The 26,558-nt window shown below is 68.4% G+C and carries 24 protein-coding genes; 12 read left to right on the top strand and 12 right to left on the bottom strand.

All coding sequences use genetic code 11. From position 1 onward, the window contains the following. Positions 1 to 690: 690 nt before the first annotated feature. Both ACFFGN_RS03460 and ACFFGN_RS03455 read right to left on the bottom strand, forming a co-directional pair. The gene (locus ACFFGN_RS03460; protein ID WP_380043795.1) at positions 691 to 2,520 is read right to left on the bottom strand and encodes a PHP domain-containing protein; all 1,830 of its coding nucleotides are present in this window, start codon (positions 2,518 to 2,520) and stop codon (positions 691 to 693) included. Further along, positions 2,517 to 3,839: a jacalin-like lectin gene (locus ACFFGN_RS03455; protein ID WP_380043794.1), complete on the bottom strand. Its 1,323-nt coding sequence runs from the start codon at positions 3,837 to 3,839 to the stop codon at positions 2,517 to 2,519. Before ACFFGN_RS03455 ends, ACFFGN_RS03460 begins: the two co-directional genes overlap by 4 nt. A 192-nt stretch (positions 3,840 to 4,031) precedes the next feature. Here ACFFGN_RS03455 and ACFFGN_RS03450 point away from each other — a divergent pair, with 192 nt between their 5' ends. Then, positions 4,032 to 5,465: an outer membrane protein assembly factor BamB family protein gene (locus ACFFGN_RS03450; RefSeq protein ID WP_380043793.1), complete on the top strand. Its 1,434-nt coding sequence runs from the start codon at positions 4,032 to 4,034 to the stop codon at positions 5,463 to 5,465. 89 nt (positions 5,466 to 5,554) lie between these two features. On the opposite strand, the gene ACFFGN_RS03445 is transcribed toward ACFFGN_RS03450, so the two are convergent. Next, entirely contained in the window at positions 5,555 to 6,028 is a 474-nt protein-coding gene (locus ACFFGN_RS03445; protein WP_380043792.1) for a hypothetical protein, read from the bottom strand. A gap of 55 nt (positions 6,029 to 6,083) precedes the next feature. Here ACFFGN_RS03445 and ACFFGN_RS03440 point away from each other — a divergent pair, with 55 nt between their 5' ends. The 4 genes from ACFFGN_RS03440 (at position 6,084) to ACFFGN_RS03425 (ending at position 9,687) form a co-directional block, all read left to right on the top strand. Continuing rightward, positions 6,084 to 6,698 (top strand): TetR/AcrR family transcriptional regulator, encoded by a 615-nt coding sequence (locus tag ACFFGN_RS03440; protein ID WP_380043791.1) that lies wholly within the window; start codon positions 6,084 to 6,086, stop codon positions 6,696 to 6,698. Beyond that, positions 6,695 to 7,906, top strand: coding sequence for a PucR family transcriptional regulator (locus tag ACFFGN_RS03435; RefSeq protein WP_380043789.1), 1,212 nt, complete (start codon positions 6,695 to 6,697; stop codon positions 7,904 to 7,906). The genes ACFFGN_RS03440 and ACFFGN_RS03435 overlap by 4 nt, the downstream gene beginning before the upstream one ends. Before the next feature lie 150 nt (positions 7,907 to 8,056). Continuing rightward, on the top strand, positions 8,057 to 8,719 hold the full coding sequence (locus ACFFGN_RS03430; RefSeq protein ID WP_380043788.1) for a TetR/AcrR family transcriptional regulator: 663 nt from the start codon (positions 8,057 to 8,059) through the stop codon (positions 8,717 to 8,719). Next, complete coding sequence (locus ACFFGN_RS03425; RefSeq protein WP_380043787.1) at positions 8,716 to 9,687, top strand: alpha/beta fold hydrolase; 972 nt, start codon at positions 8,716 to 8,718, stop codon at positions 9,685 to 9,687. Before ACFFGN_RS03430 ends, ACFFGN_RS03425 begins: the two co-directional genes overlap by 4 nt. A 145-nt stretch (positions 9,688 to 9,832) precedes the next feature. Here ACFFGN_RS03425 and ACFFGN_RS03420 read toward each other — a convergent pair whose 3' ends face one another. Beyond that, positions 9,833 to 10,741: a sensor histidine kinase gene (locus tag ACFFGN_RS03420; RefSeq protein WP_380043786.1), complete on the bottom strand. Its 909-nt coding sequence runs from the start codon at positions 10,739 to 10,741 to the stop codon at positions 9,833 to 9,835. A 263-nt stretch (positions 10,742 to 11,004) separates the two neighbouring features. Continuing rightward, complete coding sequence (locus ACFFGN_RS03415; protein WP_380043785.1) at positions 11,005 to 11,667, bottom strand: response regulator transcription factor; 663 nt, start codon at positions 11,665 to 11,667, stop codon at positions 11,005 to 11,007. Positions 11,668 to 11,804: 137 nt separating this feature from the next. Here ACFFGN_RS03415 and ACFFGN_RS03410 point away from each other — a divergent pair, with 137 nt between their 5' ends. The 4 genes from ACFFGN_RS03410 to ACFFGN_RS03395 all read left to right on the top strand — a co-directional run bounded on the left by ACFFGN_RS03410 (position 11,805) and on the right by ACFFGN_RS03395 (position 15,440). Continuing rightward, complete coding sequence (locus ACFFGN_RS03410; RefSeq protein ID WP_380043783.1) at positions 11,805 to 12,758, top strand: ABC transporter ATP-binding protein; 954 nt, start codon at positions 11,805 to 11,807, stop codon at positions 12,756 to 12,758. Beyond that, positions 12,755 to 14,272, top strand: coding sequence for an ABC transporter permease subunit (locus ACFFGN_RS03405; RefSeq protein WP_380043782.1), 1,518 nt, complete (start codon positions 12,755 to 12,757; stop codon positions 14,270 to 14,272). Before ACFFGN_RS03410 ends, ACFFGN_RS03405 begins: the two co-directional genes overlap by 4 nt. A gap of 20 nt (positions 14,273 to 14,292) precedes the next feature. Then, a complete protein-coding gene (locus tag ACFFGN_RS03400) occupies positions 14,293 to 15,045 on the top strand; it encodes an ABC transporter permease subunit (protein WP_380043781.1) in 753 nt (250 codons plus the stop codon). An 83-nt stretch (positions 15,046 to 15,128) separates the two neighbouring features. After that, positions 15,129 to 15,440, top strand: a complete 312-nt coding sequence (locus tag ACFFGN_RS03395) for an antibiotic biosynthesis monooxygenase family protein (protein WP_380043780.1) — start codon at positions 15,129 to 15,131, stop codon at positions 15,438 to 15,440. Between the two features lie 19 nt (positions 15,441 to 15,459). Here ACFFGN_RS03395 and ACFFGN_RS03390 read toward each other — a convergent pair whose 3' ends face one another. Continuing rightward, the gene (locus ACFFGN_RS03390; RefSeq protein ID WP_380043779.1) at positions 15,460 to 16,017 is read right to left on the bottom strand and encodes a hypothetical protein; all 558 of its coding nucleotides are present in this window, start codon (positions 16,015 to 16,017) and stop codon (positions 15,460 to 15,462) included. Between the two features lie 7 nt (positions 16,018 to 16,024). Next, a complete protein-coding gene (locus tag ACFFGN_RS03385; RefSeq protein ID WP_380043778.1) occupies positions 16,025 to 17,386 on the bottom strand; it encodes an ATP-binding protein in 1,362 nt (453 codons plus the stop codon). Between the two features lie 228 nt (positions 17,387 to 17,614). On the opposite strand from ACFFGN_RS03385, the gene ACFFGN_RS03380 reads away from it, so the two are divergent. Then, positions 17,615 to 20,809, top strand: a complete 3,195-nt coding sequence (locus ACFFGN_RS03380) for an AfsR/SARP family transcriptional regulator (RefSeq protein ID WP_380043777.1) — start codon at positions 17,615 to 17,617, stop codon at positions 20,807 to 20,809. Here the strand turns inward: ACFFGN_RS03380 and ACFFGN_RS03375 are convergent, their stop codons facing one another. The 3 genes from ACFFGN_RS03375 to ACFFGN_RS03365 form a co-directional block, all read right to left on the bottom strand. Further along, positions 20,810 to 21,646 carry a DUF4097 family beta strand repeat-containing protein gene (locus ACFFGN_RS03375; RefSeq protein WP_380043776.1) on the bottom strand — a complete coding sequence of 279 codons (837 nt, stop codon included), beginning with the start codon at positions 21,644 to 21,646 and terminating at the stop codon, positions 20,810 to 20,812. A gap of 79 nt (positions 21,647 to 21,725) precedes the next feature. Further along, the gene (locus tag ACFFGN_RS03370) at positions 21,726 to 22,475 is read right to left on the bottom strand and encodes an ABC transporter permease (RefSeq protein WP_380043775.1); all 750 of its coding nucleotides are present in this window, start codon (positions 22,473 to 22,475) and stop codon (positions 21,726 to 21,728) included. Continuing rightward, complete coding sequence (locus ACFFGN_RS03365) at positions 22,472 to 23,413, bottom strand: ATP-binding cassette domain-containing protein (protein WP_380043774.1); 942 nt, start codon at positions 23,411 to 23,413, stop codon at positions 22,472 to 22,474. Before ACFFGN_RS03365 ends, ACFFGN_RS03370 begins: the two co-directional genes overlap by 4 nt. 207 nt (positions 23,414 to 23,620) lie before the next feature. Here ACFFGN_RS03365 and ACFFGN_RS03360 point away from each other — a divergent pair, with 207 nt between their 5' ends. Beyond that, positions 23,621 to 24,016 carry a GNAT family N-acetyltransferase gene (locus ACFFGN_RS03360; protein WP_380043773.1) on the top strand — a complete coding sequence of 132 codons (396 nt, stop codon included), beginning with the start codon at positions 23,621 to 23,623 and terminating at the stop codon, positions 24,014 to 24,016. Positions 24,017 to 24,070: 54 nt separating this feature from the next. Here the strand turns inward: ACFFGN_RS03360 and ACFFGN_RS03355 are convergent, their stop codons facing one another. After that, on the bottom strand, positions 24,071 to 24,289 hold the full coding sequence (locus tag ACFFGN_RS03355; RefSeq protein ID WP_380043772.1) for a hypothetical protein: 219 nt from the start codon (positions 24,287 to 24,289) through the stop codon (positions 24,071 to 24,073). 74 nt (positions 24,290 to 24,363) lie between these two features. Between ACFFGN_RS03355 and ACFFGN_RS03350 the strand changes: the two genes are divergently transcribed. Then, positions 24,364 to 25,896, top strand: a complete 1,533-nt coding sequence (locus ACFFGN_RS03350) for a carboxylesterase/lipase family protein (protein WP_380043771.1) — start codon at positions 24,364 to 24,366, stop codon at positions 25,894 to 25,896. Positions 25,897 to 25,908: 12 nt separating this feature from the next. Here the strand turns inward: ACFFGN_RS03350 and ACFFGN_RS03345 are convergent, their stop codons facing one another. Continuing rightward, on the bottom strand, positions 25,909 to 26,484 hold the full coding sequence (locus tag ACFFGN_RS03345; RefSeq protein WP_380043770.1) for a TetR/AcrR family transcriptional regulator: 576 nt from the start codon (positions 26,482 to 26,484) through the stop codon (positions 25,909 to 25,911). Positions 26,485 to 26,558 lie beyond the last annotated feature (74 nt).

The following is a 26,558-nucleotide window of genomic DNA, read 5'->3' as shown; positions in this document are numbered from 1 at the left end:
ACGTCTGGTCGTGGCGTCGACGTCGAGTGATCGTGTCAGGTTTTGCAGCGTTCTGGCCGGGTGGTTGGCGGCGGACGGGTCGGCTGCCGACTTTTGGTACGACTACCCGGCTGCAACCGGGTAGCGGTCAAACAACTCGGCAGCGGGCACCCCAGAAACCGGTAGTCCGTCCGAAACCCGGTAGCCGCACGAAAACCCGGCATCCGCGCCCATCACACCGCCCCTGCGCGTGGCCAGCCATTGCGCCGGTGGGTTACCACCCCGGAATCCCAGGTGGTAACCCACCGTGCCCGTGGCCAGCCACGTCCCCGATTCCACGTCCAACCATCGCAAACTTCTCCACACCACCCAGGCGCGAGCAGTACCTAACTTTCCCGTGGTCGGACGCAGAATTCTGGGTCCGACCACGGGAAGGTTCTCCACACCCACCCCGGCGCGAGCGGTACCTAAGTTTCCCGTGGTCGGACGCGGAATTCTGCGTCCGACCACGGGAAAGTTTTCCACACCCACCCCGGCGCGAGCGGTACCTAAGTTTTCCGTGGTCGGACGCGGGATTCTGGGTCCGACCACGGGAAGGTTTTCCACGTCTGCTTGGGGGCGGGCGGTGGCTCGGTTTCCCGTGGTCGGGTCGGGGGCGGCGTTCGGTTGTTGGTGTTCTGCGGGGGCGAGGGGGCGGTGCGGGGCGGGTGGTTAGGTGGTGGTGAAGATGGGGTTGGTGTAGAACCAGAGGTCTTGCCAGGGGTCGGCGTTGGCGAGGGTGTCGATGACGGGGCCGTGGGGGTCTATGTGGGCGCCGTACGGGCCGGGGGTGGTGCGGTTGCCGTCGGTACCGCGGAGGCGGAAGTAGCAGGGGCCGTCGATTTTCATTGTGTGGGACAACTTCAGGGTTCCGGTGGTTTGGGTGACGTCCCAGGACTTGATGACGCGGGTGTCCGGTGCGGTCATCGTGTCGCGGTCGGCCACCGGTCCCGTCACCCTGCCCATGATGAGGTCGACCCGGCCGAGGCGTGGGCGCAGTTGCGCGTAGTTGGCGGTTTCGGTGAGCTCGATGTCGACGGACAGCCGGACCGACGAACCACGCCGGACGGTGGCCCGCCCGCCGATCGGGGTACCGGTGAGGTGACCGCCGGTCGGCGTACCGGTGAGGTGACCGCCGGTCGGCGTACCGGTGAGGTGGTCGCCGGTCGGCGTGCCGGTGAGGTGGTCGCCGGTCGGACGGCCCAGGTTGCCGGGGGTGTGCAGGCGGAAGTCGAGGCCGGAGATGAGATCGCCGTGGCAGACCCAGATCCGGCCGGCGCGGATGGCGTCCATGACGTGGCGATGGCCGCGGCCGGTCGTACCGAGCCAGGTCTTGGAGTAGGCGCCGGGCGGCAAGCCGCTGTAGTTGGTGACGGGTCTGCCCGCACCGACCGGATCGGGGAACCGGCCCGTCGTCATGAACGTGCGCCCGGTTTCGTCGTACGGCACCGTGTCGTACGAGCTCTGGTCGAGCTTATCGACCGGGTTGCGCACCCAGTCGCCGCAGGCCTGATGGCCGTCGGAGCTGACGGTGATCCAGAACGGCTTGCCTTCCGCGAGCATGCTGTCCCACACACCGCCCACGGTCGCGGTCATCCAGTCGAACCCGCCGTGCGTGCGGTACGCCTCGGCCGGTAGGCCCGGGAACGAGTACTTGCCCGGCCCTCCGTCGTACAAACCGCGGCCTCGCGCCATGCCGGGCGCGGGGAGACCCGCGGCCTGGTGGCCGGGCGCGCCTTCCATGCCGAGGACGATCTCGGGGGCGGTGTCACGCCAGGCGCGGAGTTCGTGCGGCGAGTCGATTCCCAGCCGGCTGGGGTGATTCGCCAGTACGAGCGCGTCGGGGATTCGCCCGTCACGCACACCGCGTCGCAGGAACCGGATCGCTTCGAGCGCGAGGGCCTCGTTCGCGGGGGTTCCGTCGCGCGTGTTGGTGACCCGGGCGTCGTACCGGCTGACGAACTGCTGCAGGAACGCGGCCTCACCCTTGCCGGGGGCAAGCATCAACGTGGCGTGCTCCGCGCCGGGCACGTTCCACTCCATGCCGAGGAAGACCAGGATGTCGCGGATGTTGGCATTCCGGGCCGCCCGGACGTCGGCGGCCAGCATCGGTACGCCGTACGACGAGAACGCGGTGTTGCCGTGGTCGGTGATCACCATCCAGTCGAGGCCGTGGCCGATCGCCCGCTGGACCTGGTCGTCCACCCGGAACATCGCGTCGTTGCTGTACTGGCTGTGCAGGTGATGATCGCCCGCCAGCCACAAATAGCCGCCCCGCCGCGACCGCCGCTGACCGGCCTCCGCCGTTGCTGACCCGGCTACGGGTGCTGCCGCGGCTGCGGGTGCTGCCGCGGACGCGGGTGCTGCCGCGGCTGCGGGTGCTGCCGCGACGGAAGGCGAACCGAGCACGGCCGCGGCGACGCCCGCGCCGGTCAGGCCCGCACCGCGCAGGAAACTCCGGCGCGGACTGCCGGCCTTGATCGAATTCGTCTGTTCACTCATGGCGTGTAGATCACCCCGAGCTTGTCCACGCCGTCACCCGAACGTCCGGTGAATCCCTTGATCTGCCAGCCCACCGGAGCCGTGAAGGTCACCTTGTCAGCGGTCGGCGTACCGGTCGAAAGGGTTCGGCCCGCGCTGGTGGTGAGCGCCGCCGAGAAGATCCTCGTGCGGCCGTTGTACTGGGCCCGGGTCAAGGTGATCGAGACCAGGCGCTCGTTCGCGTTGAGGATCAGCTCCTGCTCGGTCCCGCCAGTCCCACCGTGTGCCAGGACGGCGCCGTTGGCCAGAGTCAGCCCGATCTGGTCCAGGCGCGCACCGCCGCGCAGGCGAACGGACCGTACGCCGGTGGCGCCGGCCACCTGGTCGACGTCGGTGAACGGATTCCCATGCGGGCCGCCGAACTGGTCGCTCATCCGGATGCCGTCGTTGAGCGTCCAGTTGAACCGGACCAGGTGGGGGTAGTGATCCGACAACGGTTTGCCCGCGCTGTCGAGGAACTTCTGGTTCTCGTTGTTGTACTGGGTCGCGGTGAGGTTGATGAACTTGTTGCCGCGATAAAGCACTTTGTCGACCACCTCGCACGAGTTGGTCACCGCGGCGGGATCGCACACCAGCGCGGGACTGCCGGCGGGCGGCGCCTGGCCACCGCGAATCAGCTGCACCCAGGCGTCGGTCAGACCGGCGCCCGTGATCAGCGTGCGGATGTTGTCCTCGCTGCGCGTGTACCGGGTGTTGGTATCGCCCATGACGATCACGGCATTGCCGGCCGACTTGGTCGCGATGTACTGCGTGAGCTGGCTGATGTTGGCGCGGCGAGCCGCCAGGTCGGCCGTGGCAACGCCTGCGTTCGGGTGCAGGTTGTACATGTCCACGTACACGCCTTCGGCCAGCCGGAGCCGGTTGAGGCTGAACCCCTTGGGCGTAAGGCAGTCCGTGCCGTTGCAGTTCGACCACTTGATCCGGTCGAAGTCGTCGTACGGGAACCGCGACAACGTGTTGAGGCCGTCGCCGAACGCGGCACCACCGCTGGTCGGCGTCCGGTACGGGTGGTTGTCGCCCGCATAGAGAGCGGCGTGATAGTTGAAGTCCTCTTGTACGGCGACCACGTCGTATTCGGCCAACCGGGGACTGATCAGCGGGGTGTTCTTCTCCGGATCGCCAGAGGACAACCCCTCGGGCAGCCCGGCCACGTTGTAGGTCAGGACCGAAAACGAGCTCGCCGCCACCTGGGCCGACGCGGCCGACGCGGCCGGAACCGTTACCGTGCCGGCAGCCAGCAGGACGGCCGACAACCCGGCCAGGAGAATCGATTTATGCATAGGGCATCCCAGTGCTGGAAGGAATGTTAACGCAAACATCCTCACGTTAGCCGTCCTCCCCCGAGCCCACTATGTCTCGCAGGAAAACGCTGGATGTTGTTTCGGTTTCGCCAGGCTGAGCCGGGACGTTTCCCGCGCGGCCTTGCGGTTTGGCATGCTGGCGGTCCGGTCACCGCAGTGAGGGAGAACCGCATGGGTTCGAGCGTCGATGACACCGCCCGCGCCATTGCCGAAGGCAAGCAGCGGCGCGTACGCCGAAGGACTCTCGCGGCACTCACCGTTATGGCGATAGCCATCGTCGTCGCCGTTCTGACGGTCGTTCTCGACTGGGGCTGGGGCGCGTGGATCGCCGCCCTGGTGACCGCCGCGATCGCGCTGCTTGTCGCATCCCTGCGCCACCAGCCCGTACTGCGAGGTGCCGCGGTGGTTGCCGCCGTCGTGCTGGTCGGCGCCGGAGTGCTGGTGGTTCGCATTCCGCCGATCACCTCGGCCGGCTGGGAGCTCGAACCGGCCGCTCGCCTGATCGGGGCCACCGACACGATCGCCGTCACGCTGGCCCCGGCCACCGGCGAGGTGCAAGGCCGGGCGATCACCGATGGCCGCTCGCTGTGGAATACCAGCGTGGGCGGCTCCGGCAGAGTCGAAGCGATGCAGCTCGGAACGGATGCCGTACTGCTCTTCACCGACAGCGGTAGCTCCATGCGAGACAACCTCGCGGCGGTCGTATCGATCACCGACGGCAAGCTGCGCTGGAATCAGCCCGTCGGGCAGCAACGCCCGTTCGCGAACAACGACGGCGTGGTGGTTTTCGCCGGCGACAAAACGACAACTGGGATCGACCTCCAGACCGGCAAGAGCCTTTGGCGGTACGCCGGTGAAGCCACCGCCGGGTCAGGCGGGCGCAGCTCGTACGACCTGGGCCGCTGGATCTCCCGCGCCGACTGGATCGCCGTGAGCGACCCGGCCGGATCGAAGCCGGTCGCGGTGCTCGATGTACGGACTGGCCGGGTGGCCGCCAAGATTGGACCGGCGGGCAACGATTTCGTCATCGCGGGCAAGACCTTCGTCGAGTTCGGCTACCTCAAGAACGGCCGTCGGCTGGCCAAGGGGACTCCGCTCGCAGGCGGTCGATCCTGGCAGGTGGGTTTCGGGCGGTCCGCCAGCCAAGAGGTGCTGGACGTGGTCGACGGCCAGGCGAGAGCGCTGTACGACGCCAGGGCCGTCTACCTCAACGCCGATACCGGCGAGCTGCGGGAGGTTTCCTTCGAGGACCGCTGGTCCGTGAACTGGCGCGACAGCAACGTCGGCGGGCGCCATGTCGCGGTCCTGCAGCGCGACCGCGACAGACAGATCGCGGACCGGGCCGTCGTGGACGCCGCCACCGGCAAGCTGGTGGAGCTTCCCGGCCGCGGCCATCGGACCGCCTTGGAGATCGAGCACTTCTCAGGTGGTACGGCGATTGCGCACGCCACCATCGTTGACGCGGTGGGCGGTGAAAGCCATCGCTACGCGCGGATCACCGACGGCGCCGAACACGGCGAAGTCGCAACCACCGAAGGCAATTTCGCAGTCGCCGGTGACGTCGTTCAGGTAGGCCGGCGGATCGTTGCGCTCGGCAACGACTAACCTTCGGCCAGGCCGGGCAACGACCGTCCTGTTGCCGGTCCGGCGACAGCTCAGCCGGGGTCGTTCGCGTCTTGCCGTCCAGCGCAGGTCTAGTCGTCTTCCCAGGCCATGGCGCTCATCCGCCAGCCGGACGGCGTACGGACGAACTGGGTGGTTTTGCGGCCCGAGCCTTCGAACCATTCACCGGCGCGGGAACCGGACTTGCTGTACTCGCTGGCACGGTGCGCGACCGACCCGAGGATCTCGGTCGCCTCGGCGGTCTCCCATTCGGAGAACTCCGTCAAGGTGCCGTCCGTGAGCATCTTCGCCCGTGGCTCGATGAAGCTGTCGAGGTCGTAGATCACTGGGTTGTTCGCGACGTTGCTGATGATCACGCCGCGCGGAATGAACGTCTCGCGCACCACTTCGACGTTCGGCGTACTGCCGCCGGTGTTGGTGAACGCGCCGAGGAACCTGCGCATCAGCTCGTCGATCTCGGCTTTGGCCTCGAGGTCCTCGGCGAGCCCGGCGTTGGCGTCGTGGGCATCGTTGGCGTGGTTGGCTTCGGGCGGCGATGCGGACACGGGCAGCCTCACCTTCGTCGGTACATAACAAGCGTTCGGTATGTACCGTAGCACCATGGCACCCGCACCCGGAGATCGTGACGCCCGGCGGAAGGACGTCTCCCACGCTGTCTGGCAGGTCCTCGCCGAGAAGGGCTTCGGCGGGCTCACCCTGCGCGCGGTCGCCGCCGCGATGAACGTCTCCACGGGCATGCTCATGCACTACTTCCCGACCAAGCTGGCCTTGATCGCGCACGCGCTCGACCTGCTGGACAAGCGCACGGCGGAACGGCCCCGACGCGTGCGCGCCACCCCGGGCCTGGCGTCCGTACGGGCCATGTTGCTCGACATCCTCCCGCTGACTCCGGACGACACCGCCCGCAACCGGATCTGGGTCAGCTCGTGGGATCTGGCCCTCGCCGATGGTGACCTGGCCGCGGATCAGGCCGAGCGGTACGTTCGGCTGCGCGCGTCGATCCGGCCGCATTTCGAAGACGCGCGCGGTCTTGGCGAAGTGCCCGAAACCGCCGATCCGGTACAGCTCGCCGCCGGCGCGGTCGCGTTCACGCACGGCCTTGTCGTACAGGCGCTCTTCGATCCCGCGCGCTTCCCCAAGCGGGTGCAGACCGCTCTGCTGGACGACTATCTCGGCGCCCTCGCCCGGCCGGCTGATTTGACCGTTCGATCATGATGATCGGTGGGGTGCCGATCGCGGACCGCCTGCGTGCGGCGCGAGCCCTGCCCAAGGAGATGGTGCGGGCGTTTGTGGCCACCATCGATCCGTATCGGACCTTGCCGCCAGAAGAACTCGAAGGCGACATCACACGGATCACCGCGGTCAATATCCGGTTGTTCATCAACCTGCTCGAAACCGGCCAGCTGCCAACGGAACATGACCTGAACGAGATCGCGCTCTCGTCGGTACAGCGCGCCGAAGAAGGCATTCCACTCGATGCGGTGCTGTCGGCGTATCACGTGGGCATCCGTACCGGCTGGGAGGAAGTGACCGAACACGCTGGGCCGGAAGACGTCGCGACTCTTCGGCGTACGACGAGTTTGTTGATGCAGTACCTCCAGTTGATGACCGCGACGGCGACCGCTGCCTACCTGGCGCACCAACAGACCGTCGTCAACGAGCAGCACATCGCCCGGAGCGCTCTGGCCGCCGAACTGCTGCGAGGCGTGGCGTCGGCGGCCACCGCGGAACAGGCCGGTACCAGGCTTGCCGATCGGTACGTTGTGCTCTGCCTGGCGATCGGGCGGCATCCGGACGAGGAGAACGCGGACGTCGATCCAGCGATCGCGGGGCGGCGGAAGGTACGCCGGGTGCTGGCTGAGCTGGAGAAGGCCGCTCCGGCGACACCCCTGTCCGCCTTGCGGCCGGACGGTGGCACCGTGCTGATTCCGGGCTCGGCCGACGGCGCGCAGCTGGAATCGCTACTCACGCGGCTGACTGCGGCGGCGGGGACGGCCATCACTGCGGCGACTCAGCAGACCAGCCGTGACGATATTGCTGCGGCGGCGGAACAGCTGCCGCAGGTGCTCGAACTGGTTCAGGCGACCGGGCGGCCTCCGGGGCTGTACCGGCTGGCCGATGTGCTGCTGGAGTATCAGCTCACGCGTCCCGGTCAGGCCCGTCGTGACCTCGCGGCGTTGCTCGCGCCGCTGGACGATCACACCGAACTGCTGGAGACGTTGAAGCTGCACCTGGGCAACGACCTCAACCGTCGTCGTACGGCTGGTCAGCTGCACATCCACATCAACACCGTCGACTACCGCCTACGCCGCATCGCCGAACTCACCGGCCTCGACCCAGGCAAACGCACCGACCTCCGCTACCTGGAAGCCGCCCTCACCGCCCGCCAGCTCGAACACAACCAAAGCCGCCCCCACGACTAAGGCCGGCCCCACCTCCGGTTGGGCGGAGACCACCCACCCCGCGCCAACTCGAACCCGACGAATGCCGCCCACCTTGCATTCATCGGTCGCTCTTGACGAAATTAGAGATGTCTCTAAATATAGAGGCTCATCTAAGAAGTGGAGAACGCTATGTCGGCGACCACTGATACGGCGCAGCAGGGGTTGCGCGAGCGGCATAAGGTGGCACGGCGGGAGCGGATTCTCGCGGCGGCGCTTGAATTGTTGCGCGAGGCACCGGACGATCCACTGACCGCGGAGCGGATCGCCGAGCGCGCCGAGGTGGCGCCCGCAACCGTTTACAACCTGGTCGGACCACGGGACAAAATCTGGCAGGCCCTCGCCGGGTCCTTCCTCGATGACCTCGACCGGCGCCTCACCGAGGGCCGGTCGCGTGATGCCGTCGGACGCGCACGAGCGGTGGTGACGCACACGGTCGAGCTGTTCATCGAGAACGCCAGCATGTCACGGCGAATCTTGCTCGAATGGGAGCAGAGCGGCCTGATACTCAACCGCGGCCCACTCGGCCATTTGCGCCAGGCCCTAGCCGACGCACAGCGCCGCGGGTCGCTGCGCGACGACGTGGACGTGAACGCGTTGGCCGACGTCGTCGCGAGCGCGTGCGTCGGCGTGACCCATCAATGGATCGCCGGGCTCATCGACGAGAAGCAGTACTCCACCCAGGCTTTGCTCGCGCTCGACGTGGCACTCGCCGCGGGAGCTGTGGAGCAACAGCGCGGCCGGTTCCTGCGCCGGCTGAAGAACCGACGTTCGGCAAGGAGGGAAGCGCCGTGACCACGGATCAGGTACGAACGCCGCGCCGGTTCGAGGGTAGCGGCGGGATCACGCTCGTGGCGGACGAATGGGGCGAAGCCGATGCGCCGCCGATCGTTCTCCTGCACGGCGGCGGCCAGACTCGCGGTACCTGGAAGGTGGCCGGCCGAGTGCTCGCCGCACGCGGATGGCGGGTCATCGCTCCGGATCTGCGCGGGCATGGCGACAGCGACTGGTCGCCCGATGGCGCGTACGACGTCGACCTGTTCGCCGCTGATGTGCGCGCGCTGGTCGCCGTACTGGACGAGCCTCCCGTACTTGTTGGCGCTTCGCTTGGCGGTCTGAGTTCGTTGTTGGCCACGGGCGAGGCGCCGCGAGCCAGCGCCCGGGCCCTCGTACTGGTTGATGTGGCGCATCGCCCGGACCCCGCTGGTACCCGGCGGATCGTCGACTTCATGGCGGGCCGGGCGGACGGGTTCGCGAGTCTCGACGAAGCGGCTGACACCGTGGCGGCCTATCTGCCGCATCGCCCGCGACCGGAGGACCACGACGGTCTTCGCCGGAACCTGCGGAAGAAGGGCGATCGCTGGATCTGGCACTGGGATCCACTCCTGGTCGAACGCTTCGCCAACCGCATCCACACCGCCACCGACCCAGCCCGCTACCTCTCCGCCGCCCGCACCGCCGCCGCGCACACCACCCGCACTGCCGCTGGAGCAGGCCCTGCGGACGCCACCGCCCAGACCGCCGCTGCCACCGTGGGTGTCGGTGTACCGATCCTGCTGGTGCGGGGCGCGATCAGTGATGTCGTGTCCGAGAAGATCGCCGCCGAGTTCTGCGCGGCGGTCCCCGGTGTTCAACGCCTGGACGTCGCGGGCGCGGGCCACATGGTCGCCGGCGACCGCAACGAGCACTTCGTCGAGGCGATTCTCCCGTTCCTGGCTTCTCTCCGGGCAAGCCCCAACGATCGGGCCAGTGGGATCAGCTGATCCGGTTTGACCGTGGACGCCGAGGCCGGGCAGAGCACCAGCAGGCAGCTCTCCACCTTGACGTCATCGATCTTGCCAGTCGGTGGTCAGGGCGACGCCACCCGCCGGCACCGTCCACCCGCCGAACTGTTCACCCACCAGGTAATCACTCTCCGCAATCGCCGCCGGTCAGCGGCGTGGATCCCGGAGCGCCACGCTGGCATCGATCAAGCGCCTGCGGGTGCTCTAACTGGAACGCCGCGGTGACTGCCAGACCACCTTCGGGTTGAGCGGTGGTGGTGAGGCTGGCGTGGTGGGCTTGTGCGACGGCGTTGACGATGGCGAGGCCAAGGCCGTATCCGTCCCGGCGGCTGTGCCGGTCGGGCGCCAGTTTCTGGAAGGGCTGGAAGAGACGCTGGATCTCGTCGCGGGGAATGACCGGTCCGCTATTGACGACCGCGAAAATAGCCTGGGTGCCGGTGGTTCGTGTGCTGATCTCTACGTGTCCGCCCGGGTGGTTGTGGCTGATGGCGTTGTCGATCAGATTGGCGATGAGGCTTTCGATCAGTCGCGGATCGCCGACGATCGGCGCGGGCGCCAGCTGCTGAGTGAGATCGACGCCTGTCTCGATCAGCTGGTCGCGGCGGGAGGAGAGCACCGTCGCGACGACCTGCGCGAGATCGAGCGGCTCGCTGCGGGTGAAACCGCGTTCACTGGTGGCCAGGGCGAGTAGTGCCTGAATGAGCCGTTCCTGATGCCCGCTGAGAGCGAGTGCCTCCTGACAGGTCGAACGCAGCGTGTCAGCGTCGGCATCGGGGTCGGACAGAGCCACCTCGAGCAGAGTTCGCAAGCCCGCGATCGGGGTGCGCAGCTCGTGGGAGGCGTTGGCGACAAAGTGCCGTTGGGCGTCGAAGGAGGCTTCGAGGCGAGCGAAAAGATCATCCAGAACCGCGCCCAGCTCAGTCAGCTCGTCGGTTGGCTTACCGAGATCGAGGCGTTGGTGCAGGTTTCCGGCCGAGATGGCGGTGGCGGTGGCGGTGATGGCGCGCAGGGGCCGGAGGAATCGGCCGGCCACGAACCAGCCGATGGCGAGCGCGATGGGAATGAGAACGACAAGTGCCACGGCCGAGCCGGTAACAAGCTGCCGCGGGCCGATGCCCTGCCCGGTACCGGTGATCGCGCGTGGCGTCGAGCCGTCGACCGGCCCGGCCGATTGAAGGCCGGCAAGAGGGACCATCACGGCGGCAAGGACCACGGCCCCGGCGGCGAAGGTACCTGCGGCGTAGAACAGCGCGAGCCTGGTCCGCAGAGATCGACTGGCCCCTGACCCGGGATTGCTCATGCTGGTCCGATCCGGTAGCCGCCTTCGCGAATGGTCTGGATCACCGGCGGCTCGCCGAGCTTGGCTCGCAACCGGTGCATGGTGTGTTTGACCGCGGCGGTGAAGGGATCGGCGGCTTCGTCCCAGACCCGCTCGAGGAGTTCCTCGGCCGACAGCACCACGCCAGGCGAGGCCAGCAGGCATTCCAGCAGCGCGAACTCCTTCGGGCTGAGGTCGAGACGCCGGCCGGCCCGGCTGGCCACCCGGCGAGCCGGATCCAGGGTGATGTCCCCGCACGAAAGAGTGGGCGGAAGTGGTGGGCCGGCCCTGCGGCCCAGGGCACGGACCCGGGCGACCAACTCGGCGAAGGCGAACGGCTTGGGCAGGTAGTCGTCCGCGCCGAGGCTGAGCCCGTGCACGCGATCTTCGATCGTGCCCGCCGCGGTCAGCATCAGCACTCGGGTATCGCGACGGTCGTTCGCGAGCCGCCGGCAGATCTCGTCCCCGTGCACACCCGGCAGATCGCGATCGAGAACGGCCACGTCGTACCGCGTGCTGGCCAGCCGCTCCAGGGCACTGGTTCCGTCCAGCACGACATCGACGGCCATGCCCTCGCGGCGCAGCCCGGTTCCGATCGAGCGGGCGAGGACCTCGAAGTCCTCGACAACGAGCACCCTCATCGCCGCTCACCACCGATCGCCGTACGGGTGAAGCGGGATCGACAGGCCATGCCTCCACCATCCCAGATCCCCGGTCGCGGCCAGGTCGCAATCACCGCGACCGGGCTGAAACCGGTTGCCCCGTACAACTTTCCGGCATGACTCCATTTGCAGCAACGAGCCCCGCGGGTATCGTCGTCGCCGGCCTGCGCAAGCGGTACGGCGCCACCGCGGCCCTCGACGGCATGTCCTTCACGGTCCGCCCTGGGGTGGTGACCGGCTTCGTGGGACCGAACGGCGCGGGCAAGTCCACCACGATGCGGGTGATCCTGGGCCTGGACGCCGCAGACGAAGGCACCGCGCTTATCGCGGGACAGCCGTACCGGAGCCTGCGCCGCCCGTTGAGCCACGTCGGCTCGCTGCTGGACGCGGCCGCATTGCACCCCACGCGGAGCGGTCGTAACCACTTGCTTTGGCTGGCTCATTCGCAAGGCCTGACCGCTCGGCGGGTGGACCAGGTGATCGAGCAGGTCGGCCTGCCCTCGGCAGCACGGCGCAAAGCCGGCGGCTACTCGTTGGGCATGCGCCAGCGGCTTGGAATCGCCGGGGCACTGCTGGGAGATCCACCGGTGATCATGCTCGATGAGCCGTTCAACGGCATGGACCCCGACGGCATCATCTGGTTGCGTGGCTTCTTGCGGTCGCTGGCGGCCGAGGGCCGTGCCGTGCTGGTGTCCAGCCATCTGATGAGCGAGGTGCAGGACGCCGCGGATCACCTCGTGGTGGCCGGGCGCGGCAAAGTCATCGCCGACGCCGCCGTAACCGACCTGATCGCGGCTGTCTCCGGGGACCGGGTAGCGCTGCGGACCACGGCCGGTACGCAGGCGCTGGAGGTGCTCGGTGCCGCGGGCGCGACCGGCGTGATCACCGGCCCGGACACCATCAACGTCTCCGGCCTGCCCGCGGATCGAATCGTGCGGCTGCTGAGCGCAGGCGCGGTGCCGTTCTCCGAGGTATCGGCACACCGCGCCAGCCTCGAGGACGTCTACCTGGAACTCACCCGCGATGCCGTCGAGTACCGCGCCGCCACGCCCACGGAGGTACGACGGTGACGCCGTATCGCTCAGACCACCCGGCCGGGCCGTACGGCTTTGTCCAGTTGCTGCACGCGGAGTGGACCAAATTCCGGACGGTCGCGGGCTGGCCGGCCGGCATGCTGGCGGCGGCCCTCCTGGTGGTACTGGTCGCCCTGCTCGCCGGGGTCAGCAGCGATCAGAAAGGCTCACCGGCCGTTCCGATCGGACCGGGCGGTGAGCCGGTCACCGACAGCTTCTACTTCGTCCACCAGCCGCTGACCGAGAACGGCCGCATCACTGTCGCCGTTTCCGCGCTCAGAACCAGCATTCCCTCCGGGCCGGCGGCGCTTCGGCCAGGCATCGTCGACTGGTCGAAGGCCGGGCTCATCATCAAGCAGGGCGCCCGCCAGGGTTCGCCGTACGCGGCAATCATGGTGACCGGCGGCCACGGCGTACGAATGCAGAGCAACTACGTCAGCGATCTGGCCGGTCTGCCCGGCCCGGTCTCGCCCAAGTCGCCGCGGTGGCTCCGGCTGGAGCGTGCGGGCGACGCGATCACCGGCTACGCCTCGGCCGACGGCACGCACTGGGTGAAAGTTGGCACTGTGCGGGTGACCGGCCTAGGACCAATCGCTCGCGGCGGGTTGTTCGTCGCATCGCCGCCGGCGGTCGACGGCAAGGGCACGCGCGGCAGTGTCTCCACGGCCGTCTTCGGGCAGCTCCGGATTCAAGGGCAGCAGGCTGGTAGCGCCTGGACAGGTGAGCAGGTCGGAGCCGGATCGCCGACCTTCGCCGGCTACCCGCGGAACTCAGCCGGCTCGTTCCGGGAGGCCGATGGCAACGTCGTGGTGACCGGAGCCGGGGACATAGCGCCCGCCACTCGCGAGACCCTGCCGACCGGCGGCACCCTCGGAAGCATTCTCACCGGCACGTTCGCCGCGCTGATCGCGGTGATCGTCATAGGGACGGCCTACATCACCACGGAATACCGGCAGAACCTGATCCACGTCACCCTGGCTGCCACCCCGGGGCGCGGCGGCGTGCTGCTGGCCAAGGCGATCGTGTTGGGTGCGGTCAGCTTCGTTGCCGGGCTGGCGGGAGCGGCCATCGCGATTCCGCTCGGGGAACACCTCGCCCGGGCGAACGGCGTGTACGTCTTCCCCGTGACGCCTGCCAACGAACTGCGGATGGTGCTTGGTACCGCGGCACTGCTCGCGACGGCATCGGTTCTCGCGCTCGCCGTCGCCACCATCTTCCGGCACAGCGCCGGCGCGGTGACCACCGTCGTCGTGGCGATCGTGCTGCCCTACCTCCTGATCGCCAACCCGTTCATGCCTTCGGCTGTGGCGGACTGGCTGGCCCGGGTGACCCCGGCTGCCGGTTTCGCCGTTCACCAGACGCTGGTGCACTATCCCCAGGTCGCGAGCATCTATACGCCGTACAACGGCTACTACCCGCTGGCGCCGTGGGCCGGGCTGGCCGTCCTGGCCGGCTACGCGCTGGTCGGTCTTGCCGCGGCGGCCTTCCTTCTCCGCCGGAGGGACGCATGAGATCTGCACAGAAGGGGCGCATGAGGCCTGCTCTGCATGCGGAGTGGACGAAGCTACGGACCGTGCCCAGCCCTCACTGGCTGCTTCTCGGCATGATCGCGGCGACCGTCACCTTGAGCGCCGCGGCGATTTCGGTGCTGACTTGCACCCCCGCCGGCTGCGGTGGCGACCTGCCCAAGCTCAGCCTCATGGGTGTCGAACTCGGCCAGGCGGTTGTTGTTGTGCTGGCTGTGATCGTGGTCAGCGGCGAGTACAGCTCGGGCATGATCCGCACAACCCTCACGGCGGTGCCGCGGCGGACCACGGCCTTCGCGGCCAAGGCCATCACTGTGTCCGGCGTTGTGGCCATCGCCGGAACCATCGCGGTACTCGGGTCGCTTGTGGCCGGGCGGTTCATCCTGCCCGTCCACGGGGACGCGGCCCTGAGTGACGGGGCCACGCTGCGTGCGGCCGTCGGGTCGATCCTCTACCTCGTGCTGATCGCCCTGCTCAGTTTCGGGATCGCCGCTGTCGTACGGGACGCAGCGGCCAGCATCGGGACCGTTCTCGCCCTGCTCTACCTGGTCCCGATCCTTTCCCAGGTGATCGGTGATCCGCAGTGGCAGCGCCTGCTCCAGCAGGTCGGGCCGATGAGCGCCGGGCTCACCATCCAGGCCACCACCGATCTCGGCGATCTGCCGCTCAGCCCTTGGGCCGGTCTCGGCATCACCGCCGCTTGGGCCACCGCCGCGCTTGCCGCCGGCTGTCTGGCGCTCGGCAAACGCGATGCCTAGTGCACGAGGAGCGCGTCGGCATTATGGTCTTTCTTTGCGACCGACGGCTGGTTCTTGTTCGGGACCTGGAACGGAGTGACACGATGATCGTTCGGATCTGGCGGGGATGGGTGCATACCGACAAGGCCGAGGAGTACATCCGGTATGTCGAAGAGACCGGTATGGCCGAGTACCGCAAGACGCCGGGCAATCACGACGCGCAATTGCTCAGTCGCGATCTGGGCGACGGCCGTACCGAACTGCTGACGCTCAGCTGGTGGACCGATCTCGACGCGATCCGGGCCTTCGCCGGTGACGACCTCGAACGGGCGAAGTACTACCCCGAAGACGAGGGCTATCTGATCGACCAGGAGCTGACCGTCCAGCACTTCACCGTCGCCCCGCCCGCCCCCTGACCTCGCAAGACCCCACTTGCTACGAGTTGGCCGAGTCGTCCAGGAGGCGGTTGATCTGCTGGGCGACGGCCTGACGTTCGGCGAGAGTCAGGACTTCGCGGAAGCCGTTCGAACCGTGGAAGGCGTCCAGGTAGTTGACCAGGGCATCGAGCAGCGCGAAGCACTCGTGCGCGAACGGCGGTAGGTCCGGATCCGCGCGCCGTTCGTTGGCCCGGGCAACGGCCTCGCGTACCGTCTCGACGGTCCAGCCGGCGTCGGGGTTGCGCTGCCGCAGAATCAGGCCGGTACGGCGTTCGAAGAACTCCTCGACGCGCGCTGGATTGTTGCCGAGGGCATCAACGAAGGCGGCGATCTCGGCACATTCCGCCGGCGTGAGGAACTGGTCGAAGCCGTCCGGCGCGTGCAGCTCCTCGACGTAATTGGCGAGGGCCTCGGTGCATTCGATGATCGCGACGACCTGATCGTCCACGGTGGCCAGTGCCGTGTCGCTCACCCGCGCGGGGGTGTCGATCACCTCGTCGATGTCCAGGTCGAGGCCCGGAATCGTGCGCTGTCGTTCGCTGCCGCTCTGAGTCATCGATGGCCTATCGCTCATAGGTTGGTCCGGTCTGCGTCTTACCGCGATCGAGGTGCGCGGGTCGTTGCCCCTGCCCGGCAGCCGTCACGCCCTGCCCGGCCGACGCACCCCGCCCAGCCGTCGACCCCACCTGCGGGGCTGTCGTACCCAATTGCTTCGGCGCCGTACCCAGCTGCTGGGCCGGGGCGCCGGCCTGCAGGATGTGCGCCACGGATCCGCTGGGCGGACGGTTGGCCATGATCCATGGCGCCGTGCCCGGGTTGTTGAACGCGAGCCCGCCACCGGGGGTCTCGTGCACGATGTCCTTCGCCACCAGGCTGGTCCGAACGGCCTCGAAGTCGTCCCGGTGCCGCGCCGTCATATGCGCCCGTACGGCGGCGGCGTCGACCGGGCCGCGGCCGACCGCGGCGATGGACTGTGTCATCGACTGCTCCGGCGCGGAAAGGGCCTGCCAATTGACCGCGTGGACCTGGCGGTCGAGTTTCTCCGTCGCCCGGCCGATTCCAGCGGTGGCGGCGTCGACCGTGATGGTCTGCTTGTTGGACGGCAGCGCCGTCCACGCTTCGTGGGCCGCGAGCTGGAGCCGGTCGGGATGGCCTTGGGAGAACTTCAGCAACTGTTCGCCGGCCGCAGGCTCGATCACGCCATCGCGAACAGCAGCGGTGTCGATGAGAACCGCGGCCGACTCTTGCGGCGTGAGCGGTTCGATCGTCGCCGCATCGAAGGCGCGGGTACGGTCGACCTTGGTCAGCTCGATCGCGCCCCTGGGCAGACTGGTCGCGATCACGCCGACGGGATGACCGGCTTCGGAGCACGCGTCGAGCCCTTCGCACAAACCACGCAGGTCGTCGGCGGACCAGTCGTGCAGGTCGTCGATGAGAACCACCGCCGGCTGGGAGGTCTCCCGCGCGTGCACACCAGCGTCGGCGATCCGGGCCGCGATGTCCTCCGCACCTTGCGGACGTCCCAGCTCGACGGTGGCGCTCGGGCCTTCGAGCCCGATCGAGATGCTGCCGCCCTTGACGGATCCGCGGAGCCGCTGGAGCTTGTCGCGGACGCGCGATGCCATCCCCCGCATACCGGCCGAGTCCATGGTCTGCCCGAGCGCGCGGCCGGGATCCCGCGGATCGGCTTTACTGATCATGGCAACGCGCCACCCGCGCTCTTGCATCATGACGGCCACGCTGCTCAACAGGGTCGACTTGCCGATACCCGCCGTTCCCGTCAGTAGCAGCCCGTTGGAACTGCTGACCGGCGAATGCGCGACCTGCTGGGCGAAATTCCGCACGATGTCCAGTTCGCGAGCGCGCCCCCGCGGGCAGGCCGGCAGCTGGCCTGGTTTGGGCGAGAACGGACTCCCGTGCGCCATTCCACCTCCTCGCTCACCGGCCCCGGACGCCTAACTCTAGGTCCCGACCCGTCCGGACCCGCCTCAATCCGCCCGCTTTTCACCTTCCTGCAAGAACTCGCCGGTTCGAACCGGACCGCACCTAAGGTGACACCCGTGCGTGTTATCGGGCCGTCGCCGTGAGCTGGTAAAGGCTGCCCTTCTCACTCGGCCCGTCGGTGGGAAGCGGGGGCGTGTGAGAATCGGCGGGTGCAGATCGGGATTCTTGGGCCATTCGAGGTTCGCACGGACGGCGGCGGGTTGGCCGACGTACCGGGCGCCCGGTTGCGGGCACTACTGATCGCATTGGCGCTTGAGCCGGGTCGAGTGGTCTCGAAGTCGGCGCTGGTCGACTGGATCTGGGGTGAGCAGCCGCCGGCGGATGCGGCGAATGCCCTGCAACGCTTGGCCTCCCGGCTTCGCAAGGTACTTCCGCCCGGAGTGGTCGAGGGCCTGACCGGCGGTTACCGGTTGATGGTCGAGCCGGATGCGGTCGACGCCTTGCGGTTCGAGCAGCTCGTCGGTCAGGCCCACAAGGTGGACGGCCCGCGGCGGGTTTCGCTGCTACGCGAGGCCCTGGGGTTGTGGCGTGGTACGGCGTTGCAGGACGTCGGTTTGGAAGACAGCGAGGCGTTCGAAGCCGCGGTGACCCGGCTCGAGCGGTTGCGCCTGACCGCGATGGAGGACCGGTTCGACGCGGAGGTCGCGCTCGGCCAGGGCGTGGAGCTGATCCCGGAACTGACCGACGTGGTGGCCGCCCATCCGGTCCGGGAGCGGCTGGCGGGCGCGTTGATGCGGGCCCTGGTCGCGGCCGGTCGCGGTACCGAGGCGCTGCAGGTGTACGAGCGTACGCGGGAGGCGCTGGCCGAAGCCCTGGGCTCCGATCCGTCGCCGGAGTTGTCGGCTTTGCACGTCGCGTTGTTGCGAGGCGAGGTGGGACAGCGCGAGGAGACCCGGAAGACCAACGTACGGGCCGAGCTGACGAGCTTTGTCGGCCGCGAGGCGGACGTCGCCGCGGTCCGCGACCTCATCACCGCACATCGGCTGACCACCTTGATCGGGCCAGGTGGTTCGGGCAAGACCAGGCTGGCCACGGAGACCGCGCGCACGATCGTTGGCGACCTGCCGGACGGCGTTTGGCTGGTCGAGTTCGCCCCGATCGGCACCGACGGCGACGTCGCGCAAACAGCCTTGGCCGGGTTGGGGCTTCGCGATGCGCTGGTCGGCACTTCACCGAGTGCGGATCCGGTGGACGGCTTGATCGCGGCGGTTCGTGATCGGGAGATGCTGCTGATCCTGGACAACTGCGAGCACGTGATCGAGTCGGTGGCTGAACTGGCCGAGCGCGTACTCGGCGAATGCCGGCGGCTACGCATCCTCGCGACCAGCCGCGAACCGCTCGGCATCACCGGCGAGGCGCTGTGGCAGGTCGAGCCGCTCGCGCTACCAACCGAAGCCGCGACCCCAGGAGCCGCCGGAGCTGGGACCAAAGCTGCCGGGACCACGAGGGCCGGGACTGCCAGGGCTGGGGCCGCTTCGTCGCCAGCGTTGACGTTGCTGCGGGACCGGGCCAGCGCCGTACGCCGGGACCTCGGCACCGACGACCACACCCAGGCGTTGATGGTACGGATCTGCCGGGCGCTCGACGGCATGCCGCTCGCGATCGAACTCGCCGCCGCCCGGTTGCGCACGATGACCATCGAGCAGCTCGCGAACCGCCTCGACGACCGGTTCCGCCTGCTGACCAGTGGCAGCCGTACGGCGCTGCCGCGGCACAAGACGTTGCGCGCGGTGGTCGACTGGAGCTGGGAGTTGCTCACCGATGCCGAACGGGCGGTGCTGCGCAGGCTGTCGGTGTTCTCGGGCGGCGCAGGTCTGGAGGCGGCCGAGCACGTTTGCCTGGGCGCTGAGGTGGCCCAGGACGACGTACTGGAGTTGCTCACTTCGCTGGCCGAGAAGTCGCTGCTGGTCCCCGTGGGCGATGACGCCCCGCGCTACCGGATGCTCACCACGATCAAGGAGTACGCCGCGGACCGGCTCGCCGAAGCGGGCGAGGCCCACCGGACCCGGCAGGCGCATCTCACCTACTTCACCGAGCTGGCCGAAACGGCGGAGCCACATCTGCGCCGGGCCGAGCAACTGGCATGGCTCGCGACACTCGAGGCGGACCACGACAACCTGAGCGCCGCACTGCGAGGGGCGATCGCGGCCGGAGACGCCCAGGCGGCAATGCGGCTCGCATCCGCCACCGGTTGGTACTGGTGGCTCGGCGGGCGCCGGACCGAAGGCCTTGAGCTGCTGCTTGCCGCCGCCAACCTTCCCGGCGAGGTCACCGACAGCATCCGCGCCACGACGTACGGGCTGGTGGTGCTCTACGTGACCTCTGGGCGCGGTGACGAAACCCTTGGCGCGGAATGGATTCACAAGGCCTACCGGTTCAGTCAGCTCAGCGAGCATGACAATCCGATGCTGGCCTTCGCGGCCCCGCTGGAAAGGTTGCTGCAGGCACCGGAGGAAGCCGCGACCGCTTTCGACCCGCTGCTGGACAGCCCTGATCCGTGGGTGCGAGCGATGGGCCGGTGGCAAGGCGCCAAGATGCGCAGCATGTTCGGCCAGGGGGGCCGCGAGGTCCAGGCCCAGGTGGAGCTGGCACTCGCGGAGTTCCGCGCAATCGGCGAACGGTTCGGGATGTTCCTGACTCTGTCCGAGCTGGCCGGCCACCTGGCCCAGCGAGGCGAGCTCACCGGCGCTTGCGAGTACTACGAGCAGGCCGTTGTCGTGTGCAGCGAGATCGGCGCCGTCGAGGATGTCATCGAGGTGCGGACCCAGCAGGCCCTGCTGCACTGGCTGAACGGCAACCACGAGGCCAGCGCGGCCGCGATCGCCGATGCCGAGCGCATGGCCGAAAGCGTCACCTGGCCGTACGCGCTGATCGATCTCGCGCTCGCGAAGTCGAAGCTGGCCCGCCTTGCCGGTGACCCCGCGGAGGCCCGCCGGCAGGTGGGCGTCGCCACCGTGTTGCTGGGCGAGGCCGCGGAACTGCCCACCGTGCGCGCGGAGATCCATGACGTGCTCGGATACCTGGCCGACGATGTTCGCGAATCCCGGACCCATCGCGTGGCCGCGTGGCAGGCGGCGTCCGAGACCGGAGCCCCGATGATGATCGCCCAGATCCTGGTGGGTGTGGCGGATCTGGCTCTTCGACTCGATGAGTACGAGCAGGCGGCGCGGCTACTCGGGGCCAGCGCGGGTGTCCGCGGGCTGGCGGACCAGTCCCATCCCGATGCGAACAGGATCAGGCAGACAGCGCGACGTCACCTCGGCGACGCGCGGTTCGCCGAGGTGACGCAGGAGGGTTCGTTGACGAATTGGACCGAGCTGATCGAGGTCACGCTCGCGTCGTGATCAGCTCGCCGCCCGCTGAATGGTGACGTCGCCGTGCCGGGTGCGGGCGTAGAGCGAGACCCTCGCGTCGGCCGGGCCCGGCTTCGCGTGCGACAAGACGAAGTTGTGTACGGCGCCGCGCTCGCTGTCGGCGTCCACGGAGACCGCCGTACCCTCGCTGATGCCGACCTCGATGTTGCCGGAGGCGTTCTTCAGCTTGGCCTGGCCGTTGGTCATCCGGCCGATCCGGATCGCGCCGCTGGCGGTCGAGGCGTTGACGCTGCCGTCGGCCCGGTCGATGGCGAAGTCACCGCTGGCGCTGTTGAGCTCGAGGTCGCCGCTGGCATGCCCGATCCAGGTCTGCCCGCCCGCGCTGGAGATGCCGACGGTGCCGGCGATCTCGCCGATCCGCATCCCGAACGCCGCGCCGTCGATCTCCGCGTGGCCGGCGATGTGCCCGATCGCGACCTGACCGGAGGCCAGACTCGCCTTCAGGCTGCCGACGTGGTCCAGGTCGACCCGGCCGGACGCCAGGTGCAGCTCACTGGCACCGAGTGAGCCCTCGGTGTGCAACTCGGAGAAGGCCAGGTGCGCGACCAGGCCCGATCCGGTGGGCAGGTCGATCGTGATGGTGACCGAGCCGCTCTTGTCCCCGGCGGTTTTCGTCTTGACCTGGAGCTCGCCGTCGGCGTACTCGATCTTGGTGTTCTCGGCGACCTTGACGTGCTTGCGGTTGGCCGGGTCGATCGGTTCGACCAGCACGCGGGTGTCGGTCCGGTCGGTCGCGGTGACTCGAACCTGAGCTCCGGCGACCTCGACAGCGGCGGCAATGGGCTGGGGAGTGACAAAAGTGGGCATAGCGGGTTCTCCTCCGAATGGTCGATGGCTCAGGTGGGACCGCACGACCCCGGGCGGCGGTGACCGCCGCCCGGGAAGGTCAGGCGCGCTTCTTGAAGGTGGAACCGGCCCAGAGATATCCGGCCACGGCGATACCGACGCACCAGGCGATGGCGACGAGCGCGTCGCTGGAGGAGGGAGTGCCGTTGAGCAGGCCGCGCAAGGTCTCGATGACCGGCGTGAACGGCTGGTACTCGGCGAACTGCTTCAGGCCGGGGCCCATCTTGTCGGCCGGCACGATCGCGCTGCTGAAGAACGGCAGCATGACCAGCGGTACCGCCGCCATACCCGCGGTCTCCGGCGTCTTCGCCGCGAGGCCCAGGGCGATCGTCATCCAGCCGGTCGCGGTACCGAGCAGGACGACCATGCCCACCACGCCCAGCCAGTCGACCAGACCCGCCGCCGGGTCGAAGCCCAGCAGGAAGGCCACGCCGAGCAGGGCCGCGATGGCGATCAGGTTGATCAGCACGCTGGCGACAACGTGGCCGTTGAGCACCGCGCTGCGGGACACGTCCATCACCTTGAACCGGTTGATGATGCCCTTGGTCATGTCGGAGTTGACCGCGATCGCCGTACCGCCGAGGCCGTAGCAGACGGCCAGCAGCAGCAGACCGGGGGTCGCGTAGTCGATGTAGTCGACGCCAACGCTGAAGGCGTCTCCCATCATGTAGACGAACATCAGCATGACGACGATCGGCATCACCACCGCGTTGAACGCCGACGTGGGGTTGCGGGCGAGGTGCTTGAAGTTGCGGCGCAACATCACCATCGAGTGGGACTTGGTGCTCATTTGGCTGCCTCCGTGCTGGTACGGCCGGTGAGGGCCAGGAAAACGTCATCGAGGTCCGGCGTGTGCACGGAGAACTCCTCGACGTCGATGGAGTTGTCGTCAAGCTGGTTCAGCAGGCCGCGGACCGACTTGGCCCCGCCGTCGCTGGGAATCCGCAGCACCAGGTCCTCTTCCTCCCGGGTCGCCCCGGACAGGACCCGCGCCGCCGCGTCGAACTCGTCGCCACCGGCGAAGCGGAGCCGAACGTGGCTGCCGGGGATCTGGCGCTTGAGCTCGGCCGGCGTACCCTGCGCGACCAACCGGCCCTGATCGAGTACGGCGATCTGGTTCGCGAGGCGGTCGGCCTCTTCGAGGTACTGGGTGGTGAGGAAGATCGTGACGCCCTCGGCCACCAGCCCGCGGGTGATGTCCCACATCGTGCGGCGGCTGCGCGGGTCCAGCCCGGTGGTCGGCTCGTCCAGGAAGATGATCTTCGGATTACCGACCAGCGTCATGGCCAGATCCAGCTTCCGGCGCATGCCGCCGGAGTAGGTCGCCACCGGCTTCTGCGCGGCGGCGGTCAGTTCGAACCGCTCGAGCAGGTCCGCGAGCAGCCGCTTGGCCTCGCCGGAACCCAGACCCTTGAGGTCCGCCATCAGCTGGAGGTTCTCCTGGCCGGTCAGCAGCTCGTCCACCGCCGCGAACTGGCCGGTGACACCGATCGCGGCCCGAACCGCCTTCGTCGCGGTCGCCGCGTCGTGCCCAGCCACCCGGATCGTGCCGGCGTCGGGCTTCATCAAGGTGGTGAGCAGGTTCACCGTGGTGGTCTTGCCGGCGCCGTTCGGGCCGAGCAGGGAGAACACGGTTCCGGCGGCGACATCCAAGTCGATGCCGTCGAGAACGATCTTGTCCCCGAACGTCTTTCGCAGCCCCGAGGCCGCAATCGCTGAAGTGGTCATGGGTCAACCATCAAGGCCCCCTCCGCCACCCCCCTGACACCGCCCTGACACGCCCTCTGACACCCCGACGGCATCCCGGCCACGCCGCAGCCAAGGCGCCGTACGCCCCTGGCTGAACCGGACACCCGCGGCGTACAACTCGCCACCGTCCAATGGTACGGCGGGGGATTCGGTCGACCGGGTGGTGTGGTCGGGGAAGGTGGTGGCGTGGAGATCCGGGTTCGGTTTGAGGTTGATGATGTGGAGTTGTCCGCGTTGCACGCGCTGGCGTTCGGCTCGGGCGTACAGGTGCAGCCGTGGGGTGCGCGGCTGGAACGGCATGCGCTCACGTGGATCGGCGCGTTCAGCGACGATCGGCTGGTCGGGTTCGTGCAGGTCTGCTGGGACGGCGGCGCGCACGCGTTTGTGCTCGATACCGCGGTTCATCCCGATCACGGCCGCCAGGGCATCGGCGTACGGCTGGTGCGGGCGGCGACCGATGAGGCGAGGGCGGCGGGCTGCGAGTGGCTGCACGTCGACTTCGAACCGCATCTCGCCGGCTTCTACCTGGACGCCTGCGGCTTCTCCCCCACCGACGCCGGCCTGCTCGAACTCCGCGGCTAGCCCGTGCGCGCCGAGGCCGGACCGCCGGTAGACACTGGCGATCCGGCCCGGCGATCAGCTGACGCCCGTGGGCGCAAGGTTGGATCCACTGGCGGACAAGGTGCCCTCGTGCCGCTTGCACCGCAAGGTGTTGAGGTGCAGGAGATACAAGGTCATCGCCTCGTACTGCTCGACGTACATGGTGTCCGTCGTCGGGAAGCTATGCGTGCCGCTGCCGTCGGTGCCGAGCAGAGGGCGGTCGAACGCCGGACGCCACTTGGTCTTACGAACCACGCGTCGCTTTATTTGGCACACTCGTGCTACATTGTTGTAGTAGCACAGGCGTGTTAGATAAATCAGGAGGGACTATGCGCGTTCTCGGCATCGCATTGGCGTTGGTACTCGGATTTGCCCCGGTCGGCTCGACGGCCACTACAGCAACCTCCGCCGAGGTGTCCGGCGGACCACGGGTGAAGGTCGACGGCGGGGAGGTGGAGGGCGTTCGGACCGGTCGGGTCGAGAGGTACAACGGGATTCCGTTCGCCGCTCCCCCGCTCGGGCCGCGACGATGGCGTGCACCTCAACCCGCGCCGGCCTGGTCCGGCGTACGGTCCGGCCGCGACGCCCGGCCCAACTGCCTGCAGGACCCGCACGACGGCGTGCCCGGGCCGCAGTCGGAGGACTGCCTCTATCTCAATGTCACCACCCCGGCCCGCAAATCGCGCGAGCCGCTGCCGGTGATGGTCTGGCTGTACGGCGGTGGGTTCTTCCAGGGCGCGGGCAACGACTACGACCCGGCGCGACTGGTTGCCGACGGCAACGTCATCGTGGTGACGCCGAACTACCGGCTCGGCACGTTCGGATTTCTGGCCATGCCGGACCTGCCGGACGCCGGTTCGTTCGGCCTGCTCGATCAGCGTGCCGCCCTGCGCTGGGTTCAGCGCAACGCGAAGTCCTTCGGCGGCGATCCGGGCAAGGTCACGCTCTTCGGCGAATCAGCGGGCGGAATGAGCACCTGTGCCCTGCTCACGTCACCGCAGACAAAAGGACTCTTCCACCGGGCGATCATGCAGAGCGGCACCTGCGATACCGAATGGCCCGCGTATCTGCCGAAGGGCCTCGGCCCCTTCCAGCGCGTCGACGAGCTTCGGCGCCAGGGCCTCGCTTTCGCCAAGGAGCTGGGCTGTACGACGATCGCCTGCCTGCGGGCCAAACCGGCGGACCTGCTCCAGACCGGGATGAAGACCTTCGGCCCGGCGTACGGCACCTCGCTGCTGCCGCTCGAGCCGTCCGAGGCACTACGACGTGGCACGTTCCATCGCGTGCCTACCCTCGTGGGTACGACGCGCGACGAGAGCCGGTTGTCGATCGCCTTCGCAGTGCCGAGACCCCTCACTCCACAGGGCTATCGCGATCTCCTTGCCGAGGACTACGGCCCGGACGCGGCGCGGGTGGTGAAGCGGTATCCGCCGGTGCAAGGCGATAACGGCATGAACTACGCCGATCTCAGCACCGACCGGACCTGGGCCTTCACCACTCGCCGGACGCAGGACGCCCTGGCCGGACGCACGCCGCTTTACGCGTACGAGTTCGCCGACCGGAATGCGCCGGCTTTCAAAGGAATGCCCAATCCCGGCTATCCGTACGGCGCCTTCCACGGGTCCGAACTGAACTACCTGTTCGAGATCCTCGGGGAGAAGCCGGCCTTCACTCCGGCCCAACGGGACTTGGCCGCGGCGATGGTCCAGGTCTGGACCACCTTCGCTGCCACCGGAAGGCCCGGCTGGCCGGCGTACGGCGCGACCGGGCGCGTGCAGTCATTTGCCCCGGGCAACATCGGTCCGACGAACTACGTGCGGAACCACCAGCTGGACTTCTGGTCGGACCTCCACGGGCGCTGACTCTGTTCGAGCTCAAGCGGTCAAGGCGTCGAGGTGTTCCCGTAGGGCCGCCCGCGCCTTGTCGGGCTTGAGCCTGCCCGGCGAGCTCACCCCGTGCAGCGCGAGACCATCTATGAGCGCATGCAGGCGGTCGGCCTGAGCTTCGAGCTCGGGCCGATCGCCCAGCAGGTCGCGGAGCAGATCGCGCAACAGGTCGTGCACGGCGGCGTAGCTCTCGTCACCGAGCGCGCGCAGTGCCGGATTGGTGAGCGTGGCCGCGGTGAAGGCCACCCAGACCTCGACCTCAGCGAACCGGTCGGGGTCGAGCGGCAACAGCTCGAGCGCGACAAGCTCCAGTACGCCGCGGGCGTCCGCGGGGTATTCGAGTTGCCGCAGCCGCTCGGTCACCCGCTCCCCCACGGCGCGGAGGGAGAACTGCAGCAGCTCGTCCTGGGTGGTGAAGTAGTGGCGCAGCGAGCCCATCGACAGCCCCGCCTCGGTCGCCACCTTGCGGACCGAGGCGTGCGGCAGGCCCTCGCGCCGAATCACCCGCCAGACCGCCTCGACAAGGTCCTGGCGACGGGCTTCGGCATCAACAACTCGCGGCATGCGTCTTTCATAACACGCGCGTGCTAGACCGACCGCCCACGCGCGTCAGCCCTCACTTGGCTTTCCGGCCGGCT

The sequence above is a fragment of the Kribbella deserti genome (assembly GCF_042434725.1).
In the GTDB taxonomy this organism is placed as follows: Bacteria; Actinomycetota; Actinomycetes; order Propionibacteriales; family Kribbellaceae; genus Kribbella; species Kribbella deserti.
The sequence above is the reverse complement of the archived record's forward strand: the minus strand, read 5'-3'. Positions and strand labels throughout refer to the sequence as shown.